A 15,309-nucleotide genomic window follows, 5' to 3' on the forward strand; every position below is an offset into this window, starting at 1 on the left:
AACAAGAAAAACACGGCAAGCCCCTCACCCGACCACGGAGCCCACCCCATGAAAAGCGCCTTCTCCCCCTGCCAGTTCGAGATCGTAGGGCGGCACGCCCCGACCGCCCCCGCCTTCGGGATCGGCTCGATCTACGAGACGGCCCGCGAGGCCCAGCAGACGGCCCGCGCTCTCGCCCCCCAGTTCTCCGGCGTCCTGCTCCAGGTGCGCTCCATCCTCTCGCTGAAGGCTTGATCCATGGCCCGCTTCCGCCTCATCAGCTACTTCGCCGAGAAGATGCCCGGTGGCTCGATCCAGATCGAGATCACCTCGGCCAGCAAGCCCATCCCCACCGAGACCGTCGAGGCCCGCACGACCGCGGAAGCTCTCCAGGCCCTCGCCGTCTTCGCCGAGAAGGCCAAGGCCGCCGGCCACGGCGCGCAGGTTCACATCTCGCTGGATCGCAACGAGCGCGCCCCGAACGGCTTCAAGGCCGCCAAGACCCACATGGAGGTCAACCTGTGACCGCCCCCCTCGCCATTAGGGTCGCCCTGCCGGAGACGCTGGAGGCCACCGAGGCCGCCATCAAGGCAGCCCGCGACCGCGCATCTCGGGCAGAGACCCGCGAAGCCGCCTACCACGACGAGTTCGTGACCCAGCAACTCCGCGATCACAGGGCCTCGCTGGTGGCGCCCAAGGCGCTCGCCTACCTCGGCACCCTTTCCAGCGGCGACTTCAGTCTGGTGGGCAACCGCTGGTCGCGGGGCATCGACTGGTTCGTGTTCCAGGCCGGGGACCAGTGGAAGGTCTGCGACAGCTTCGGCCCCTTCCCGCTCTACCCGACCCAGGACGAGGCTTACGAAAACGCCACCGACGTCCTCCTCGCCGAGTCCCACCGCCGCGCCCGCGCGAAGAACGCCTCCATGGAGATGAGCCAGTGACCACGATCAGCGCCTTCGAGACCGCCCGAAACAAGCTCATCGCCGAGCACGAGGCGGCCCTTCGCGACCTCGACATGATGCACGCAGCAGCCTTCGCGGCCGAAACGCTCGCCGCCTGCTGGCGGGCCGGCGACCCCAGCCGGGTCACCCGCGTCTATGTCTTCGGCCGCGGCGTCCATCTCGGCCTTGGGCTCGGCAAGGGCGAGAGCTTCGGCGACGCCGAGGAGGCTTTCGCTGAAGCGCAGGACGCTCTGACGGCCGCTCTGGCCGGCGGGCCGGCCGAATGGAACGAGGTCAAGGACGAGAGCACCGCTTACGAGGCGGTCCGCACCTCACGCGCCTTCGTGGACGACGCCTACTTGAGCGTCGCCGTCTTCGCGGTGCCCAGCACCGGCACCGCCTGCAGCCTCGTCAAGGTCGGCACCCGGCAGGAGACCCGCCGCACCGAGCAGAAGGTCGAGGTCCCGGTCTATCGGTCTGTCTGTCCCGGCGACCCGGTGCCTCTCGGCGCGCAGGTGGCGGCATGACCCGCGAGATCCTCTTCATGGTCCGCGACGGTGCCGCGCTCACGCTTTTCCTCGGCGGGTTCCACGCCTGCCTTCTCATCTTCACCTGAAGGGCCAGGGCCATGCCTCGCGACCGCAAGCGCAACGACCACGACGGCCACTGGTGGCGCGGCTGCCGCGTCGAGCAAGTCAACTCGGCGTTCCGCCCGATGCTCGCCGGCCGCTTCTGGCGGGCCCACCCCGCACCCTTCGCCAAGACCGAGCGCGGCAGGTTCCGCCGGGCCGCTCGCCTCTTTGTCCTCTCGTTCGATCACCCTGAAGGATCAGCACAATGACCGCGAACCCGACCCCCGGCCCGTGGTGGCAAGACGAAGACGGCTTCGTCGCTGCCGGCTCCGGTGATAGCCGCGTGACCGTCGCCGACTTCGACTGCTCGCCGGACATCGACATCGACGAGCGGGAGGCGAACAAGCTCTTGGCGATTGCCGCGCCGTTGATGCAACAGACGCTGCGGAGCGCCATCTCGGCCTTCGGTCAAGCGTTCGACATGGACGAGGAGATCAACGGGGCCGACCTCGTCGAATGGTTCTCTGGCTGGCGCACCGAAGCCATGGCCGTCGTCGCGTGCGTCCCGCTTGCATTGCCGCCGCGCCTCAGCCTGCGCGACCTGGAGTGCATCGAGAACCTGCTGGTGGCCGAGATCGCCGGGCTCGACCGCATCATCCGCGCAAGCGGCATGGATCACCCGGACGCGATGAAGGCGAAGACCGACGAGCGGCGCGACCTCGCCGCCACGCTCAGGGCCATCAGCATCGCCCGCAAATTCGCGGCGCCCGCTGCGCCCACCGCCCCCTCGGATGCGCCCGCGCTCGCTACTGCGATTGCCGGGCTGGAGGAGATTTCCGGCCGCTGGCCCGCCGACATGGGGGAGCCCGAGCCGGAGAATTACGACGACACCGAAAGCGCCTATTCCAACGGCGAAGACGTGGGCTTGCATTGCTGCGCCTCAATCGCACGGGAGACGCTCGCCAAGCTGGCAGCGCCTGCCCCCTCCGCTGCGCCTCCGGCCCCCTCGGATGTGCCAGCACTCGACCACGACTATGCGCCTGCCGTCGCCGCTGGCTGGGCGAAGGTCGATCGCGACCCGTCGCCGGATCGCTGCGAGGATGGCCCCGTCTGGTATCACGCCGCGCTGGACCGGGCGATGCCGCTGGACACGTCGCCCCGCGACCTCTGCCGTGAAGTCGGGGCCGACGATGAGGAGGAGCCCGCTCCTGCAGATCCGGTCAAGGCGGAAATGCTGGCGGCGTTGAAGGACGCGCACCATGAGGTGAGCACCGACGTTGACGGCATTTCGCGCGACGAAGCCTTGGCGCTGATTTCCACGCTGCGGCTGGACCTCGCCGCCGCAATCGCCCGCGCCGAAGGGAGGGCGTGACCATGGCAAAGCATCGCTGGATCGAAGACATCGGCGAATTTGCTATCTGGGCGACGCCCGGCGGCCAGTTCGAGGTCTATACCCCCACGGTCAGGGTCGCGATTTTCTCGACCGTGGTCCGGTGCCGCGAGTGGGTCGCCGGCCTTGCGACCGCGGCGGCCCTCAAGAGCTACCGCATCGCTCTCGGCTGCGACGTCCGGGCTTGGCTGAAGGCTGACATGCAGTTCGCCGACGACGCGGCCGCCCTCGCCCACGCGCAGGATGTGGCCAAGACGGTCCGCGAGATCGGAGCCCCGCCGCCCGGCCATCCGACCGAAAGCGCGGCGTTCGAGACCGACTTCCATCCGGGCGGCTGCTTCACCGTCATGATGGACCGACTGGACGCCAACAACGAGCCGAGCGGAGAGATAGCCGACATCTACGCCCCGTCGCAACGGGAGCGGGTTGAGGATGCCGGGGCCGAGCTTCTGGCGCTCCTCGAGGACGCGGTTCCGATCCTCGACGTGCTGATCGAGGATCGCGAACTGGTGATCGAGGACCAGTGCGAGGTCGCCCGCGATCTGCGGACGCGCTTCAAGGAAGCGATCGCCAAGGCCAAGGGAGCGGCGTCATGACAATGCGCTTTGACGGACATCGCTATCGCGATTGCAAATGGTGCGGCGGGCGCGGCTGCCTCTCCTGCGAGGCAGAGGCCAACGCCGCCTACAAACGGGCCTTCCCGGACGGGCCGAAGCCGTTCGCCACCTTCGACATCTCGACCCCGGAGGGCGCGGAGCGCGCCCGCCGGGCCATCGGACCCGACGCCCTGCGGAAGGCTTTCGGCCCCGGCGGCGGCGGCATCGCGGACATCACCGAAGCGGCCAAGGCTTCATCGTGATGGCCAAACTCCAGCGATGCGCGACCTGCGAGCAGCCCACCGGCCGGTGCCAGGAGGATCAGCATATGATCCAGGGTAACGGCCCCTTCTGCGACGACTGCTTCGGCGAGCGGGCCTGCTCGCTCTGTGCCGGGGACGGCCATGTGCCGGCGTTGCGCGATGCCGCCGGCAATCTCGATTTCATCTCAGGGCGGCCGACCGGCGAGCATATCGAGTGCCAGGTCTGCCAAGGCGAAGGATACGTCCGATGATCCGCAAGTTCCTCGACCTCTCGACCGGCCACCTGTCGCCCGCGACGCACCGCTGGATGCGGGAGCAGGGCAAGATCACCGCCAGCATGGTGACGGGCACGGACCCGTCACCGGCTTTCCTCATGGGTCCGATGCCTTATGGCTGGTTCTGCTGGGCCGGCATGGAGGATGACGCGGACAATCTCGGCGCCCTCCCGAAAGACCTCCGCAAGTGCATCCGTCACGCCAAGTCGAGCGGGTGCGACTACATCCTTTTCGATGCCGACGCGAGCATCGTCGCCGAGTTGCCGACCTACGACCACGACCGCAAAGCGGGGCGCTGAGCCATGGCCCATTCCTTCATCAAGACCCTCGCCGACTTCGCTGCGACCGGACGCGACGAGGCCGACCTTGGCGCGGCCCTGCAGGAAGACACCCTGCCCGGTGTGCCCGGCCGCCTCTACGTCGATGTCCTCTATCTGGAGAAGACGGCCACAGGCTGGAGCCTGCTGATCGGCCGCGAGTATGAGGAGAGCCCGGACATTGCGGCTCTGGAGAGCGGCCTGTTCGAGTTCGCCCTGGACGAGGGCTATGTCGACGACTGGAACCGGAATGCGAGCGAAGCGCGTCACGGTGCCGGAACGGAGGCGGCCCTGATCGACGAGCTCGAAGCCTTCGCGGCGGTGCATGGTCTCGCCCTGCAGAGCGCAGACAAGATGCTGGCGGAGATCAATGCGCCCGCGCCCCCCTTCCCGGTGCTCAGGGCCGACGAACCGCTCGCCGAGATCAAGTTCGCCGCTGTGCATCGCCTGACACCCCGCCCGACGCGGGCGGACAGTCATCGGGCGTGGCTGGGCGACTTCATTATTCGCTGGGGCGACTGGAAAGCCACCGCCGCTGCAGCGCGCAAGGGAGCCTGAGCCATGAACGCCGTCATCCCCCGCGCCTCGATCGCCGAAATGGTCCTGCAGCGCAACAAGGCCATCGCCCTCTTCGAGAGCGCGCACATCCTGCTCGGCGAGACCAGCCGGGCGCTCGCCGAGGCAAGGGCGGTCGGCTTCAGCGCCTCCCCGTCCAATTCCTACACCCACGCCAGCCGCGACGAGCAGACGTCGTTCCTCACTGGCCTGCATGTGCCGGAGCAGGCCAATTTCATGAAGCAGGCGACGCGGATGATCGACACGACCGCTTGGGCGCGGATCATGGAGATCACCGACCTGGAGCGCCTGATGGACAAGAAGGCGAAGGACGAGTTCCGCGCCCAGATGCAGCAAGAGCCGCCGGAGCTTACCGAAGGCAACGTCATGGCGACGCTGGAGCAGTTCTTCTCGACCGCCGACACCATCTTCCAGCGCGGCATCGCCGAGTGCTTCTCGAACCTCGACCGTCGTTTCCGCAGTCATGACGGATGGAAAATCGGCTCCAGGGTCATCCTCTCCTATGCGTTCAACGAGTGGGGCTCGTGGAGCCATCACCGGGGCCAGCGCGACACGCTGATGGACATCGAGCGGACGTTCCTCGTGCTGGACGGCAGATCTGCGAAGCACGCCTATGCCGGGATCGTCGGCGCGGTGGACGCCGCACGCGGCGGCGGCCACGGCCGGCGACAGGGCGACGTGGAGTCCGACTACTTCAAGATCCGAACCTTCATGAACGGCAATTGCCACATCTGGTTCAAGCGCGATGACCTGCTGGAGAAGGTCAACCAGTTGCTCGGTGCCTACTACAACGCCGGCATTCCGCAGGAGCGCGAGCCGGAAGACGATGGCGGGCTGTTCACGCCGAAGACGTCGCTGGCGAAGAACATGGGATATTTCCCCACCCCCGACGCGGCCGCCGCGACCCTTCTGGAGCGCGCCTCGCTCTATCGTCGCGACGACGAGCCGGCGCTGACCGTCCTCGAACCCAGCGCCGGAGATGGCGCGCTGGTCCGGCTGGCCCTGAAGGAAGGCGCTATCGTCGATGCCGTCGAGCTTCACCAGGACCGGGCGAATTCGCTGCGCGGGATCGGCGCGCGGCGCGTCACATGCCAGGACTTCCTGACCCTCCTGCCGTCCGCGGATCGCCTCTACGACCGGGTCGTCATGAACCCGCCGTTCGACCGCGAGCGCGACATCGACCACGTCGTTCACGCGCTCAAGTTCCTGAAGCCCGACGGCCGGCTGGTGGCCATCATGTCGGCCGGGACCGAGTTCCGCGAGACGCGCAAGTCGGTCGCCTTCCGCGCCATGGTCGAGAAGATGAACGGCAGCTTCCGAGACCTGCCCGCGGGCTCGTTCTCCAGCGTCGGGACGAACGTGAACACCGTCATCCTCGCCATCCGGCAGGACGGAAGGCCGACAAATTATTGAGGCAATTCAGTTATTTAGGTGCCTCCAGACAGTCAAGGTGCTATGATCCTTGAACCAAGAAACGACCGCACCTGCCCAACGGAGACGAGCGATGGACGACCGCAAGAAGCTGCTGGCCCGCATCAAGGCCATCCTCCTGAAGACCGTAGAGAACGGCTGCACCGAGGCTGAGGCCATGGCCGCGATGCAGAAGGCCGGCGAGTTGATGGACCTCTACAACGTCAGCGACGGCGACCTCGCCTTCAACGGCGAGAGCGTCGTCACCGAGAAGCGCAAGCGCGATGCGATGGACATTGCCACGGCGCTCGCCATGGGCGTCGCATCCTTCACCGAGACGACGGCGTGGCGCAGCCTCGACGGCCACATCAACTATGTGGGGCTCGAGTCCGATGTGCTGTTCGCCGGCTGGCTGCTCGACATGCTGGAGGAGTTCGTCCGCCGCGAGTTCATGAAGTATATCGTCACCCAGCCCGCCATGCGGACAGGCGGCGAGCGCAAGCATTTCCAGCGATCCTTCATCATGGGCGCGACCGGGAGGATCTCGACACGGCTCTACGAACTGGCAGCGGAGCGCCGCAAAGCGCGCGGCACCGGCAAGAGCCTCATCGTCTCCAAGCAGTCGCTCATTCTGGCTGAACTGAAGCGACTGGGCATCACGCTGGGCGGCACACGTCGGCAGACGCGCACCGTCGACCGCAACGCGCATGGCGCCGGCAGGGCTGCGGGAGACCGCGCCTCGTTCTCCCGCCCGGTGGGTCAGGAGGGCGGCGTTCGGGCCATCAGGGGCTAGAACGCCTCGAAGGCGCCCGGCGTGACGGCCACCCGCCGCCTGCACGCCGGGCAGTCGTGGAATGAGCGAAGCTGGCCCTTCTCCAGAGCGGGCAGCGCGATCTCGGTCTGGCATTGCGGGCACGCGCCCCGCCAGAAGCCGACGAATTCCTTGCGCCGCCACCGCAGGATGATGGCAGCGGCCGCGACCGGCAGCACGGCGAACCAGCGCGAATAGCCGAGATCGGCCGCCAGCACGTAGGCGATGACCGCGGCGGCCAGGCAGAGCCCGGCGACCAGAACCCGGACCGCCCCGAGGGCAAGGCGCTGCCAGCGCGGGAAGAGGTAGAGCCCGTCCTTCCGCTGCACCAGATCATGATCGAACGTCGTGGCGGTCCGTGTGGCCATGGCGAAGCAGTCTCCTCCGATCCAGCAAGTGACAGGTGGCTCCTGCCCTGGCAAGCCGCGTGAAATTATCGGTCTTTTTTCCCGAATAGATGCGCTATTTCCTTGCCTGATCTGATATTTTTCCCTATATTCAATCAACAAGAACAAACGGCCCTCACCCGACCACGGAGCCCCAAAATGGCGAGCTACCTCACCCAGGACGGCCAGATCAGCAGGCGGGCAGTAATGCTCGCAGCCCATGCCGAGGCCCGGCAGTTCCGCTACCTCTACCGCCGCACGGCGATGTCGCAGGCTTGGAAGGCGGCCAAGCGCGAGCGCGCCGACTACGTCGAAGCGACCCGCATCAAGCACCCGGTCGAGCAGATCATCGGGACGAACTGGCACGACGGCGATGACTTCGCCCTTGCGGTCGAATGCTTCGACGCAGGCCGCCCGTGCTTCATCGCCCGCGGTTCGCAGCCCACCTCCTGCATCGAGAAGATCGCCAACCTGCATTCCTTCGCGGATGCGGTCCTCTGGCTCGACGGCCACGCGATCCCGGCGGTGAGCGCGCATTTCGGCCCCGGCGGCTGTGGCTACGGGCGCGGCCTCAAGATCGCGACCGAGACCCTCAACCCCATCAACGAGGCCGCCCGCTGGGCGGTCGCCAATTCCACCCCGTCCCTCAGCATCGCAGCGTAAGGAGCGTCCAGTGAAGGTCCGCATCGAACTCGACCCGGCCGACCACATCATCCTGATGCAGATCGTCGCCATGCGCGCGGCGGCCTGCGTCGTCAGCAGGGACCGCGTGGAGCGCACCCCCGGCGCCTCGCGCTACTGGTCACACGCCGCCCTGGAGGCGGAGCGCCTGAACGGCATCGTCCTCACCGGGACGACGGTCTTCCCGGCCCTTGCCAACCCCCCGGCCGGATCGGGCCGGATATGAGCCGCGAGATCGACGACGACGAGCGCCGCGACGCCATCGACGAGCGCCGCGCCCTCGCCAGGAGCCGGGTCTGCCAGTGCGGCCCCGACATGCCAGGGCGCTGCCCCGGCCCGCGATCCTGCCCCTACAGCGACTACAGCGAAGAAGCCGAAGAGGACGAAGAGCTATGCAGCGCGACATGACACCGGCACCGACGCCAGACGAGAAGCTGCATGGCCTCCCTCTGGTCCGCGCGGCACTGAAGCGGCTCGAGGACGCCTGCGAGCGGCTGGCCGTGATCCGCTCGACGGCCGCCTACTTCGCGGTCTCGGCCGACCCCGGAGCGACAGAGGCGCTGATCGAGCTCGACAACGCCCGGCGCTCTGGGCGCGCGGCCATCGCCGTTGCTCAGGACGAATGGCGGCAGTTCCCGGCCCCCGACCTTGACCGCATCATGGTCTCCGGCTGGCAGAAGCGCAGCGGGGCGACCAGAGGATACTGGTGGGTCCACGAGGACTTCACCGATGAGCGCGGCCGCCCGATGGAGCGCCCAGAAGCCGAACTCTGGCAGCCGATGCCGGCCGCCCCCACCAGACCGCACGGGGATTGAGACCATGTCGCACGACCATGTCGCCATGCGAAAAAACCCGGAATTCATCCGGCATTACATCAAGGTGCTGATGCGCGAAGCGCGGGCGCGCAGGGGCACCCGATTCCACGCGACGCTCATGGAATGGATTGCCAACGGGCGCCGGCAACTGATCGCGGCGAAACTCGCGGCCCGGCCGCGGCAGACCGACCTCTTCGCCTCTTTCGGCGAGCCATCACCCACCAAGGGAGCAGCGACATGAGACCGCGCCAGGAAGTTCAAGTCGAGAAGCTGACCGCGAAGGTCACGCCGTTTTCATCCATCGTCGGCGGCGGGCTGGTGCTCAACCACCCGGACGGCCGCTGCGTCGCGGTCGTGGCCCTGCTCAACGTCGAGGGCGAAGGTGAAGCGCGCAAGGCGCTCACCAAGGCCATCGCGGAGCGGGTGGCTGGCGTCATGAACCAGCGCGGGTCGGTCCAGGACGAGATCGACGGTCTCTGCGGCGCGCTGCTGGGCGCGATCGAATGGATGTCCTCCGTCGAGGGCCAGCTGCGCGATGGCCGCCCGTTCCAGCGGGACATCGCCCGCTACAAGAAGATCCTCGCCAGCAGCGCGCCGAAGGCTGCGGCGTGATGGCCGCCGAAAGCGTGACCTACGTTCCGGCGACGCGCCCCTCGCCCATCGGCTTCAAGCCCATGGTCGTCGTGCGGATCAACGGCCGCATGGCGGGCAGCCGGATCGCCTGGAAGACCTACTCGTCGCAGGACGCGGCGATGTATTGGGCGCGGCTCATCGCGACCGGCGCGAACCGCCGTCTCGCCATGAAGAGGCGAAAGCTGGCGGCATAGCCCCCTTGATCGTCCGGCCCGTCGTCCCTTGGCGGCGGGCCGGCTGGATCAGCGCCGCGCGACGCTCTACCCTTCCCCTATGGACCCCCGCCCCCTGATCGCCGTGGAAGACCCACCGGATCACGCCGGCCAAGCTCGCAGCAACCGCTATCGCGTGATCGACGCCAACCGGAACCGGCTGGCTGGCAGCGTCCGCGCCGAACAGACCGGCAGGCCGAATGAGCGGTGGGTCTGGTCGATCATCATCCCCTCGTCTGGCGGCACCGGGGGGCCGCCGCCGAACGGCGCGGAGCGGACGCGGGCCGAGGCCCTGCAGGCGATGAAGGCGGCGTGGCTCGCCTACGACGACAGGCCGGACTGGCCGCCGCTGCAATCGGCATCCCGGCTCTCGCCCCCGCCGCTCGAAGGCATGGGGCCATGGCGTCACGGCGAAGAGCCGCGAGGATGGAAGCGGGCCGGGCGGCTATGAAAAAGCCCCGCCTCACGAGGAGACGGGGCGGGAAGTTTCACCTGACCAACGGGACGGATGCCCCGCAGTCGCGGCCTGCTATGGGCCTCACCCGGCGGAATGTCGAGCCCTCATCATGGATTGGACCTGCGCGGGTTGCGTCGCGCGCATCATGCCCGCATGACCACGCTGAAGCCGCCCTCTGTCAAGAACTGCCAGAGATGTGCGTATTCGGCAGGATGTTACGGGGTCCGAGCCGCTTCTCGACGAAGGCCCATTGGGCGGCAGTCGGATAGTAGGGCTTCAGCCGGACGGAGACCGCGAGCCATTGCCGGTCGAGCCGCTTGCCGACCGTGCTCCAGTGGAGCCCGAGAACCTTGGCGATGGCCTTGCGCTCCATGCCGCGCGCCGCCAGCCACATCGCCGTCCAGTCGTCTTTCCGCTGGCTGCCGACGAGCAGCTTGGGGATGACCATGGTGACGATCTCGTAGGTCGTCACCTCGGCCGCCGTGACGCGGAACCGCGGTGCGAGCGCATCCGTCGACACGGTGCCATCCTGGATCGAGCGAAGCGTCTCCTCGTAGGCGCCCAACTCCCCCTCACGGTCGACCATGCCCGAAGGCCAGACCGTCCGCATCGAATAGACATAGCCCTTCTCGCGGTCCGGCAGCCGGCGCTCGGTGTCGGACGCGGACTTCAGAAGCTGGCGCAGGATCGCCCGGTCGGTCGCCGCCGAGCCGATGTCGGCATAGGTGTCCTCCATGGCGCGGAGCAGCGGCAGGCGCATCGCGTCGAGAAGCTCGGCATCGGTCAGCGGCCTGTCCATGTCACCCCACCTCGGACTCGTGCGAGAAGATGTCGGGCCAGAGGGCGAGCAGGCCCGCCGCGATGGAGTTTAGGGCCACCCTGGAGCGGCGCTGCACATTCATCCGGTATGTCCCCACGACGCGGGCGACTTCCGCCTGCGGCAGCCCCTCCGCGAGCAGCCAGAGGATGGCGAAGTCGATGCGGCGGGTCGCCTCCGGCAGGAACAGGGGGAAGACCTCCGTGAGGACCTCGGCGAGGATGAGGTCCTCGGCCGTCGCCCGCTTCATGCCATCGACCGAGCCGGCCGACGATTGCAGCAGGGTACGAAGCTGATCGGCTCCGGGCTCCAGCCCTGGGACCGGGATACCCCCCTTCAGTCTGGCGGCCGCCAGTTCCTCGCCGACCGCGAGGGCGGTGGCTGCGGACCCAGGGAGGACCCCTCGCAGGGCATAGAGCCGCTTCAGGTGCGGCTTGCCGGGCAAGGCTTCGAGCGCGCCTGCGGCCCGCTCCATGACGGAGAGAAGGATGTTGCGGATGACGGTGTCGTCGCCATCCCCCTTGTCGGGCGCGGACGCCACACGGTTCTGGACCGCCCAGTAGATCGAGATGCCTTCGGCCGTCGTGAGGGCGCGCATCACGCGGCCCTCTTCGCCGGGGCGGCGCGCTCTCGGACCGCGGCGACGAAGCTCGCGGCGTCGGCGCTCGTGCGCCAAGCCATATACCGCCGGACGCCGGGGGCCACCCGAACCTGAGCCAGCCGGACCAGCGGCGGGTTCGCCGCCGCCGCGTCCAGGAGAACCTGCGCGATCGAGTTGAGCATCGCCCCGGTCGTGAACGGGAGGAGCGAGCCGAGGCCGACGGCCCGGTCTCGGGCAAGGTCGCCCTGATAGTAGTCGGTCGCGTCCCCCGCCTTCGCCTCGGCGATCCAGTCGGCAGCGGAGGAGAAGAGGCTCCAGCGCATTTCCCACTGGCGCGGGGCGCCGTCCTCGAGGACGGTGCCGGACATCCTGATCGTCGCCATGGCGTCAGACTCCCGAACGGCCGGGCGGGCCGGCGCTGGTGGTGGGATGGCGGGGCTCGTCGGCGTCGAGTTCGGCGAGCGCCTCGCGGATCAGGCAGAACACCCGCCAGGCGATGGCGAGCACCGGGATCAGGATCGCGAGGACGCACGAGAGCACGATGATGGCGAGCATCATCAGGATGGTGAGAATGATGCTCATCACCGCGTCTCCGGCCCGAACGGGATTTCGTCGTCGTCATAGGGGCTGCCGCCAGAAGCCCCCTTGCCAGCGCCGGGAGAGGAAGCCGCGCCATCGGAGCGCGACGTGCGCGAGCCGTCACTGCTGGGCGCCGCCCCTGCCCCACCGGCCGCGCGGGCATCGCGGTTCTCGTCGAAGCGCCGGGCGCTGATGATCGTGATGCCACCGCCGAAGCCGGAGATCATCACCTCGGTCGAAAACTTGTCTTCGCCCTTGGCGTCCTGCCACTTCCGCGTCTGGAGCTTGCCATCGACGAGGATCTGATCGCCCTTCGAGAGCCACTGCTCGCAGACGCCGACCAGCTTGTCGTTCATGATGACGAGGTTGTGCCACTCGGACTTCTCGCGGCGCTCGCCCGTCTGCTTGTCCCTCCAGTTCTCGGAGGTGGCGATCCGCATGTTGCAGACCCGGTCTCCGCTGTTCAGGCGCTTGATTTCGGGGTCGGCCCCGAGCCTCCCGATCAGCAGAACCTTGTTCATTGAACCCGTCGACATTGCGCTGTTTCCCCAGTGCTGCCCTCGTCTGGGCGTGCATCCGGGTTGCGGCAGATGGCGCGATGGTGGAATCCGAGCGCGCGCTGTCTTGCACTGGACCCGCGCCATTCACAGGGGCTGTGGACGGATTGCGGCCCCTATGCCGCCGCGCGGCGGGAACGATCCAGGGTCCGCATGAGGGCGCGGACCTGCTCGGCGCGGGCCTCGCGCTGCTCGTCCGTCATAGGCTCGGCCTTGGGCGCAGCCGCAGCGGCGGCCGCTCGCTCGAAGTCGGCAAGGCGGCAAGCCGCCCGCGCCCGCATCTCGGCGAGTTCCTTCAGCTTCGCGTCGCACCACCCCTTCACCTCGGCCATGGCCGGGAGGAAGCGCAGCGAGGCAGGCAGGCCGCGCAGCGGGTGGGCGATGTCCCTCGTGACCCACGGCGCATAGGCCGCGATGATGGTGGCGATGCCCTGGCTATAGACCGCCGGGTCGCCGACGTCGGTGCGGGTGTAGGAGCCCATCAGGCGCACCGTGAGCGCCAAGGCTTCGCGGGTGGGTGTCGTCTCCGGCTCGGCGGCGATGGCGGCCAGCAGGTCACGGCAGGCCCGCTGCGACGGACCTTCAGTGAGGGAGACCGGGAGAGGCGACGAGAACGAGGTCGTCATCCCGACGGTCAGGGGCAGCGTCTCGGCCATCTGCAAGTTCGAGGGCCTGGAGGGCGACGTCTTGCACGGAAGGGCGTCCATTGCGGTTTCCTCGGTAGGGCGATTGGAGCGAGACGACGGCCGGCTGATGGTCGACGACGGTTGGCGGTGGGCGGGCACGTTCGGCGGCGATGCGGGCGTGCTCCCGGTCCAGCTGGGCCGAGAAGTAGGACAGGGTGCTCGCTCCCCTCGCGATCCCCGCCCGGCAGATGCCGATGACCATCTCGGGGTCATAGCCGCGCTCGACCCAGACGGTGACGTCGTGCATGGCCGGCGGCAGACGGCCCGCCTCCTCGAAGGCAGCGCAGAGGGCCTTTCGGATCGCGATGGCAGGTGACAGCGATGCGGGGCTCGGCGCCGGGGCTGCCACGACGGTAACCGCTGGCTCGCTCTCGCGTCCCCCCCCCACCTCTTCTGTATCTGCCTCTGTCTCTGGTGGCGTCGCGCGACGTCCCTGCAACGTTGCATCGGCGTTGCGTCTCGTTTCACGGTGTTTCCGGGACCGCTCGGTGCTGCTGTCGCTCTCGAATTGCCGCCGCGCCCACGCGACGACCTGCCCGTCAGCCAGAAGGTCCAGTTCGGTCAGGGCCGCGAACAGCCCTTCGATGGCCGCCATGGGCTCCCCGAGGATGACGGCGATCCGGCGCGGCGAGGTGTCGTATTGGCCGCCGCGCGCCGAGGCGCACGCCTCCAGCAATGCGTGCCAGGTGGCGATGGCGACCGAGCGCGACACGCCAGCGACGACAGCCGCCTCGTGCAGCTTGGCGTCGGTGACGGTGCCCTCATAGGCCCGATACCAGCGGGTCATGACCGTAGCTCAGGCTGCAAGGGCATGGGTGTCCCCGGCGAACTTGTCGGTCTCGTTGCCCCAGCTGGCCCATCCGTGCCGGGGCTCGCGGGAGAAGATCTCGAGATATGGCCCGGCGCAGAACCTCTCGATCCGGTCCTGGGTCTCACGCGGCTTGCGGGAGTGCTCGCGCGGCGGAGACAGGATCACCTCGAAGACGTCCTTCGCCTGACGCATGGGCTTGCCGATGCGGAACAGCAGGACGTCCTCGGCGTTCTTGCGGGTCGTGTAGCCCTGCCCCCGGTGGAGGCTGTCAGGGTGGACGAACATCGCGCTCTGAAGCCCGTTGAGCCTGCGGTGCGTCTTGATCCAGACGAACGCGCGGCTCGAGTATTTGAAGCCCAGCTTCTCACCGAGCCGGATAGCATGGTGCAGCTTCGGCGGCGTCGCCCACATGAAGAGCCATGCGCCTTCCGGGTGGGCAAGCTCGCGGATCGGCATCTTCACGAGCTCGCTGTCGCGGAGCCTTGGATAGTGCTGCGGCCGGTGCTTGGTGCCGCCCGACATGAACCAGGGCGGGTCGATCAGGATCGCGCGAGCCTGTCCGCGCTCAACCCCGGTCATGGTCTCGTGGTCGCTCATGGTGTGCGCCTTGTCCGGTTGATCTCCAGCCTCGCGGCGGCTTCGATGAAGCCATACTCGCGGAGCAGCGAAGGCGTAGGGGCCGGGTGTGCGGCCGGATGGTCGCTCCCATAGGTGACGAAGGCGGCGAGGCCAGTGCGGTCAGCGTCGCTGATCTTGACGGCCCTCGCGACGATGTCGGGGGCCAGCCCGGTAGCGAGCCACTCCATCGCGTCCAGGGAGGACACGGCGAAGACCGCATCGCGCACGGCCGTTCGCACCTCTGAAGGCAAGCGGTCGTAGGCGCACATCTCGTTGACGACGGTTGCGACCCGCGTTCCCTTGGAATTGCCCCCGCGCCTCATCGC

Annotated in this window: 31 protein-coding genes; 21 read left to right on the plus strand and 10 right to left on the minus strand. The window is 68.1% G+C overall.

Going from position 1 to position 15,309, the window contains the following annotated elements:
• Positions 1–48 precede the first annotated feature (48 nt).
• From ACJ4V0_RS15725 to ACJ4V0_RS15785, 13 genes are all read left to right on the plus strand, one after another.
• On the plus strand, positions 49–234 hold the full coding sequence (locus ACJ4V0_RS15725; RefSeq protein WP_448300539.1) for a hypothetical protein: 186 nt from the start codon (positions 49–51) through the stop codon (positions 232–234).
• A gap of 3 nt (positions 235–237) precedes the next feature.
• The gene (locus tag ACJ4V0_RS15730) at positions 238–504 is read left to right on the plus strand and encodes a hypothetical protein (protein WP_448300540.1); all 267 of its coding nucleotides are present in this window, start codon (positions 238–240) and stop codon (positions 502–504) included.
• Complete coding sequence (locus ACJ4V0_RS15735; RefSeq protein WP_448300541.1) at positions 501–920, plus strand: hypothetical protein; 420 nt, start codon at positions 501–503, stop codon at positions 918–920. Before ACJ4V0_RS15730 ends, ACJ4V0_RS15735 begins: the two co-directional genes overlap by 4 nt.
• Positions 917–1,447, plus strand: a complete 531-nt coding sequence (locus ACJ4V0_RS15740; RefSeq protein ID WP_448300542.1) for a hypothetical protein — start codon at positions 917–919, stop codon at positions 1,445–1,447. Before ACJ4V0_RS15735 ends, ACJ4V0_RS15740 begins: the two co-directional genes overlap by 4 nt.
• 101 nt (positions 1,448–1,548) lie before the next feature.
• Entirely contained in the window at positions 1,549–1,761 is a 213-nt protein-coding gene (locus ACJ4V0_RS15745) for a hypothetical protein (RefSeq protein ID WP_448300543.1), read from the plus strand.
• A complete protein-coding gene (locus tag ACJ4V0_RS15750; RefSeq protein ID WP_448300544.1) occupies positions 1,758–2,864 on the plus strand; it encodes a hypothetical protein in 1,107 nt (368 codons plus the stop codon). The genes ACJ4V0_RS15745 and ACJ4V0_RS15750 overlap by 4 nt, the downstream gene beginning before the upstream one ends.
• 2 nt (positions 2,865–2,866) lie before the next feature.
• Positions 2,867–3,478 carry a hypothetical protein gene (locus tag ACJ4V0_RS15755; protein ID WP_448300545.1) on the plus strand — a complete coding sequence of 204 codons (612 nt, stop codon included), beginning with the start codon at positions 2,867–2,869 and terminating at the stop codon, positions 3,476–3,478.
• A complete protein-coding gene (locus tag ACJ4V0_RS15760) occupies positions 3,475–3,741 on the plus strand; it encodes a hypothetical protein (protein WP_448300546.1) in 267 nt (88 codons plus the stop codon). The genes ACJ4V0_RS15755 and ACJ4V0_RS15760 overlap by 4 nt, the downstream gene beginning before the upstream one ends.
• 65 nt (positions 3,742–3,806) lie before the next feature.
• Positions 3,807–3,992: a hypothetical protein gene (locus tag ACJ4V0_RS15765; protein ID WP_448300547.1), complete on the plus strand. Its 186-nt coding sequence runs from the start codon at positions 3,807–3,809 to the stop codon at positions 3,990–3,992.
• Positions 3,989–4,315 carry a DUF5983 family protein gene (locus ACJ4V0_RS15770; protein ID WP_448300548.1) on the plus strand — a complete coding sequence of 109 codons (327 nt, stop codon included), beginning with the start codon at positions 3,989–3,991 and terminating at the stop codon, positions 4,313–4,315. The genes ACJ4V0_RS15765 and ACJ4V0_RS15770 overlap by 4 nt, the downstream gene beginning before the upstream one ends.
• 3 nt (positions 4,316–4,318) lie before the next feature.
• Complete coding sequence (locus ACJ4V0_RS15775; RefSeq protein ID WP_448300549.1) at positions 4,319–4,891, plus strand: hypothetical protein; 573 nt, start codon at positions 4,319–4,321, stop codon at positions 4,889–4,891.
• A gap of 3 nt (positions 4,892–4,894) precedes the next feature.
• Positions 4,895–6,322, plus strand: a complete 1,428-nt coding sequence (locus ACJ4V0_RS15780) for a DUF4942 domain-containing protein (protein WP_448300550.1) — start codon at positions 4,895–4,897, stop codon at positions 6,320–6,322.
• A 91-nt stretch (positions 6,323–6,413) separates the two neighbouring features.
• Positions 6,414–7,112: a DUF2786 domain-containing protein gene (locus ACJ4V0_RS15785; RefSeq protein WP_448300551.1), complete on the plus strand. Its 699-nt coding sequence runs from the start codon at positions 6,414–6,416 to the stop codon at positions 7,110–7,112.
• On the opposite strand, the gene ACJ4V0_RS15790 is transcribed toward ACJ4V0_RS15785, so the two are convergent.
• Positions 7,109–7,498: a hypothetical protein gene (locus tag ACJ4V0_RS15790; protein WP_448300552.1), complete on the minus strand. Its 390-nt coding sequence runs from the start codon at positions 7,496–7,498 to the stop codon at positions 7,109–7,111. The genes ACJ4V0_RS15785 and ACJ4V0_RS15790 overlap by 4 nt on opposite strands.
• A 177-nt stretch (positions 7,499–7,675) precedes the next feature.
• Here ACJ4V0_RS15790 and ACJ4V0_RS15795 point away from each other — a divergent pair, with 177 nt between their 5' ends.
• The 8 genes from ACJ4V0_RS15795 to ACJ4V0_RS15830 all read left to right on the plus strand — a co-directional run bounded on the left by ACJ4V0_RS15795 (position 7,676) and on the right by ACJ4V0_RS15830 (position 10,308).
• The gene (locus tag ACJ4V0_RS15795; RefSeq protein WP_448300553.1) at positions 7,676–8,179 is read left to right on the plus strand and encodes a hypothetical protein; all 504 of its coding nucleotides are present in this window, start codon (positions 7,676–7,678) and stop codon (positions 8,177–8,179) included.
• Positions 8,180–8,189: 10 nt separating this feature from the next.
• Positions 8,190–8,423 carry a hypothetical protein gene (locus ACJ4V0_RS15800; RefSeq protein WP_448300554.1) on the plus strand — a complete coding sequence of 78 codons (234 nt, stop codon included), beginning with the start codon at positions 8,190–8,192 and terminating at the stop codon, positions 8,421–8,423.
• A complete protein-coding gene (locus tag ACJ4V0_RS15805) occupies positions 8,420–8,605 on the plus strand; it encodes a hypothetical protein (protein WP_448300555.1) in 186 nt (61 codons plus the stop codon). The genes ACJ4V0_RS15800 and ACJ4V0_RS15805 overlap by 4 nt, the downstream gene beginning before the upstream one ends.
• A complete protein-coding gene (locus tag ACJ4V0_RS15810; RefSeq protein WP_448300556.1) occupies positions 8,590–9,012 on the plus strand; it encodes a hypothetical protein in 423 nt (140 codons plus the stop codon). The genes ACJ4V0_RS15805 and ACJ4V0_RS15810 overlap by 16 nt, the downstream gene beginning before the upstream one ends.
• Positions 9,013–9,016: 4 nt before the next feature.
• Entirely contained in the window at positions 9,017–9,253 is a 237-nt protein-coding gene (locus tag ACJ4V0_RS15815; RefSeq protein ID WP_448300557.1) for a hypothetical protein, read from the plus strand.
• A complete protein-coding gene (locus ACJ4V0_RS15820; protein ID WP_448300558.1) occupies positions 9,250–9,624 on the plus strand; it encodes a hypothetical protein in 375 nt (124 codons plus the stop codon). The genes ACJ4V0_RS15815 and ACJ4V0_RS15820 overlap by 4 nt, the downstream gene beginning before the upstream one ends.
• Positions 9,624–9,839: a hypothetical protein gene (locus ACJ4V0_RS15825; RefSeq protein WP_448300559.1), complete on the plus strand. Its 216-nt coding sequence runs from the start codon at positions 9,624–9,626 to the stop codon at positions 9,837–9,839. The genes ACJ4V0_RS15820 and ACJ4V0_RS15825 overlap by 1 nt, the downstream gene beginning before the upstream one ends.
• Before the next feature lie 154 nt (positions 9,840–9,993).
• Complete coding sequence (locus tag ACJ4V0_RS15830; protein WP_448300560.1) at positions 9,994–10,308, plus strand: hypothetical protein; 315 nt, start codon at positions 9,994–9,996, stop codon at positions 10,306–10,308.
• A 184-nt stretch (positions 10,309–10,492) separates the two neighbouring features.
• Here the strand turns inward: ACJ4V0_RS15830 and ACJ4V0_RS15835 are convergent, their stop codons facing one another.
• The 9 genes from ACJ4V0_RS15835 to ACJ4V0_RS15875 all read right to left on the minus strand — a co-directional run bounded on the left by ACJ4V0_RS15835 (position 10,493) and on the right by ACJ4V0_RS15875 (position 15,306).
• Positions 10,493–11,113 (minus strand): hypothetical protein, encoded by a 621-nt coding sequence (locus ACJ4V0_RS15835; RefSeq protein ID WP_448300561.1) that lies wholly within the window; start codon positions 11,111–11,113, stop codon positions 10,493–10,495.
• Position 11,114: 1 nt separating this feature from the next.
• A complete protein-coding gene (locus ACJ4V0_RS15840) occupies positions 11,115–11,729 on the minus strand; it encodes a hypothetical protein (protein WP_448300562.1) in 615 nt (204 codons plus the stop codon).
• Positions 11,729–12,115, minus strand: a complete 387-nt coding sequence (locus ACJ4V0_RS15845; RefSeq protein WP_448300563.1) for a hypothetical protein — start codon at positions 12,113–12,115, stop codon at positions 11,729–11,731. Before ACJ4V0_RS15845 ends, ACJ4V0_RS15840 begins: the two co-directional genes overlap by 1 nt.
• A 4-nt stretch (positions 12,116–12,119) precedes the next feature.
• A complete protein-coding gene (locus ACJ4V0_RS15850) occupies positions 12,120–12,314 on the minus strand; it encodes a hypothetical protein (RefSeq protein WP_448300564.1) in 195 nt (64 codons plus the stop codon).
• Positions 12,314–12,847 (minus strand): single-stranded DNA-binding protein, encoded by a 534-nt coding sequence (locus tag ACJ4V0_RS15855; protein ID WP_448300565.1) that lies wholly within the window; start codon positions 12,845–12,847, stop codon positions 12,314–12,316. The genes ACJ4V0_RS15850 and ACJ4V0_RS15855 overlap by 1 nt, the downstream gene beginning before the upstream one ends.
• 137 nt (positions 12,848–12,984) lie before the next feature.
• On the minus strand, positions 12,985–13,494 hold the full coding sequence (locus ACJ4V0_RS15860) for a hypothetical protein (RefSeq protein WP_448300566.1): 510 nt from the start codon (positions 13,492–13,494) through the stop codon (positions 12,985–12,987).
• Positions 13,451–14,341 (minus strand): hypothetical protein, encoded by an 891-nt coding sequence (locus ACJ4V0_RS15865; protein ID WP_448300567.1) that lies wholly within the window; start codon positions 14,339–14,341, stop codon positions 13,451–13,453. Before ACJ4V0_RS15865 ends, ACJ4V0_RS15860 begins: the two co-directional genes overlap by 44 nt.
• A 9-nt stretch (positions 14,342–14,350) precedes the next feature.
• Complete coding sequence (locus tag ACJ4V0_RS15870; RefSeq protein WP_448300568.1) at positions 14,351–14,962, minus strand: MT-A70 family methyltransferase; 612 nt, start codon at positions 14,960–14,962, stop codon at positions 14,351–14,353.
• Positions 14,959–15,306, minus strand: coding sequence for a hypothetical protein (locus tag ACJ4V0_RS15875; protein ID WP_448300569.1), 348 nt, complete (start codon positions 15,304–15,306; stop codon positions 14,959–14,961). Before ACJ4V0_RS15875 ends, ACJ4V0_RS15870 begins: the two co-directional genes overlap by 4 nt.
• Positions 15,307–15,309 lie beyond the last annotated feature (3 nt).

The organism is Phreatobacter aquiterrae (assembly GCF_053471285.1).